This is a genomic window from Methylobacterium sp. J-030 (genome assembly GCF_022829545.1).
In the GTDB taxonomy this organism is placed as follows: Bacteria; Pseudomonadota; Alphaproteobacteria; order Rhizobiales; family Beijerinckiaceae; genus Methylobacterium.
On sequence record NZ_JAKSYM010000250.1, the window covers coordinates 1 to 2,447 of the forward strand.

2 protein-coding genes are annotated in these 2,447 nt (G+C 63.0%); both read left to right on the forward strand.

All coding sequences use genetic code 11. From position 1 onward, the window contains the following. A partial coding sequence (locus MKK75_RS18565; protein WP_244044012.1) for a hypothetical protein occupies positions 1–472 on the forward strand: 472 nt, incomplete at its 5' end. Between the two features lie 96 nt (positions 473–568). Continuing rightward, on the forward strand, positions 569–2,110 hold the full coding sequence (locus MKK75_RS18570; protein WP_244044013.1) for a sensor domain-containing diguanylate cyclase: 1,542 nt from the start codon (positions 569–571) through the stop codon (positions 2,108–2,110). Positions 2,111–2,447: the final 337 nt, after the last annotated feature.

Genomic DNA, 2,447 nt, shown 5'->3' on the forward strand with positions numbered 1-2,447 from the left:
CAATCTCCGCCGCAAGCGGAAGCGCGCCGCGGCCCAAGCCAAATGCACCGCCAAGCGCAAGGAGAAGGGGGCTCCGGGCCGGGACGACCTCGGCCGGGCCGCCTACTACGTCCTCCTGGCGCTCTACAGCGATGAGGACACCAAGGCGGAGCTAAAGACGGGCATCCATCTGCAGATGATGGCCCTCATGAAGCATGCGGGCTTCGATCTGATCGAGGCCAATATCGCGTTCCTAAAGGATAGCCGCGGGACCTTGCCCAGCCTGAACGGGTGGCTCGCCCGCCGCTGGTACGAGGCGGGCAACCACCTCGGCCCGGAGGGCAAGCTGTTCAAGCCCTTGACCGGGAAGCGCAAGCGCTCCGATCAGCTGATGACTAGGAGTAACGGGGGGAATGGGCAGGGCAATGGTCAGCCGCTGATCGAGAACGGCGTTACCTCGGCCCTTGGCGATGGTGTCGAAGACCCGTCATGAACCTGCCTGCGGGCGTTCAGCCCCGCGCCAGATAACGATCCCTTAAACGTTGGCATGCCAACGATCGGCAAAAGGAGAATACCGGCGAGGTACGCCATGCCCCCGCTTTCCCGTCTAGCTCGTCCGCTCCGCTCCGCCCGGACGTGGATCGTCTTGGGCGTTTTGGCACCTGTCGGGATGCTCGCTGCCTCCGGTCTGATGCTGCTCGACCTGCGCCAGGACGCGTGGGAGAAGGCCGAGCAGACCTCCAAGAACCTCGTGCAGGTCCTGGAGCGTGACATCGCCCGCAACATCGAGTTGTATGATCTCTCCCTGCGCGGGGTCGTCGATAATCTCAAGGCGCGCGGCCTCGATCAGGTCAGCCCTGAGCTACGCCAACTCATTCTGTTCGACCGAGCCGCGACAGCCCACGACATGGGCGTGATGATCGTCACCGATGAGAACGGCGACAGCATCATCGACGCCAGCTCTGTCCCGGTACGCAAGGTCAATTACGCGGATCGCGCCTACTTTCAGGCACAGAAGGCACAGGACAATCTCGGCCTGTACATCAGTCAGCCGCTGTTCTCGCGTCTGCTAGGCAGCCGCATGATCGTGCTGAGCCGCCGCATCAACAAGCCCGATGGGTCATTCGGCGGTGTGGTGCTGGGGACCCTGAACCTGTCCTACTTCACGCGCCTCTTCGACCAGATCGCACTCGGCCCGGACAGCGCGATCAACCTGTACCTGCGCGATGGCACACGCGTCATGCGCCACCCCTACGCCGAGGCCGATATCGGCGTGAACATCGCCAGAGCCGCGACCTTCCGGGGCTTCCTACGTGAGCGCAGCGGCAGCTTCGTCCAGACGTCGGTTCGTGACGGCATCGAACGCCATTACAGCTTCACACAGGTCGGCGACCTGCCGCTGATCCTGAACGTCGCCCTGTCGACGGACGAGATCGAGGCTGACTGGCGGGTGAAGGCGCTCACGATCGGCGTCATCGTGCTGGTGCTGTGCGGCCTCACCATCGCGCTATCGCTGCTGTTCGGGCGGGAGCTGCGTCGCCGCGAGGCCATGCAGGCTGAACTCGAAAGGCTGTCGCTGACGGATGCTCTGACGCGTCTTCCAAACCGCCGTGCGTTCGAGGAAACCGGAGCTCGGTCCTGGAGGGCTGCGCTGCGAAGCGGTAAGCCTCTGTCCCTACTCATCGTCGACGCTGACCACTTCAAGCGCTTCAACGACCGCTACGGCCATCAGGTCGGAGATCAGGTGCTCCAGGGCTTGGCGCAATGCCTCTCGGACAGCGTGCATCGTCCTCATGATCTCGTCTGCCGGATCGGTGGTGAGGAGTTCGCCATCCTCTTGCCAGACACAGATCTGGTGGGCGCCTTCCGTATCGCGGAGAAAGTCCATGCCGAAGTGTCCGCGTTGGCGGTCGGCTCAGCGGGCATCGGTGCCGGTGCAGTAACAGTAAGCATCGGGCTCGCAGCCGCTGTACCGGCAGCCACGGAGGTCACCGCGCTCGCGGACCTCTATCGCTTGGCAGACGAGGCTCTGTATGAAGCCAAAGCTGGGGGGCGGAACCAAACCCGCTGCGCGAAGGCGTATGATCCGGCCGTAGCTCCGCTGAAGCACGCGCTTCGACTGATGCGGTGAGCGTACCAGTCCGCTTAGGTGCCATTCGAATGCTAGAATACAACCTAAGCACGATGTGGGTCACCCATGCAACCATGGGTGTTTCTCTGGAGGAGGGATGACTATAACGACTTCGTGAAGGCCTTTGAGCCTAGCGACATCGGACGCTTTTCATGGATGCGGTCGAGGACCAACGGGACGTCGTGCGGCACAACCTCTGACCTGACCGGTATTTTGGACCGAGCCGATTGAGAGGCTACTGCATGGTCGCGGCCATGGGTAGCCGGAAGGCCAGATCCGGGTAGCTGACGGGCGCGGGCGGCCGATAGCCCAGCGACGAATGCGGTCGGACGCAATT

What these genes read in the sequence shown, in the direction of transcription:
- MKK75_RS18570 (WP_244044013.1), top strand. Translation starts at nt 569, where the DNA reads ATGCCCCCGCTTTCCCGTCTAGCTCGTCCGCTCCGCTCCGCCCGGACG.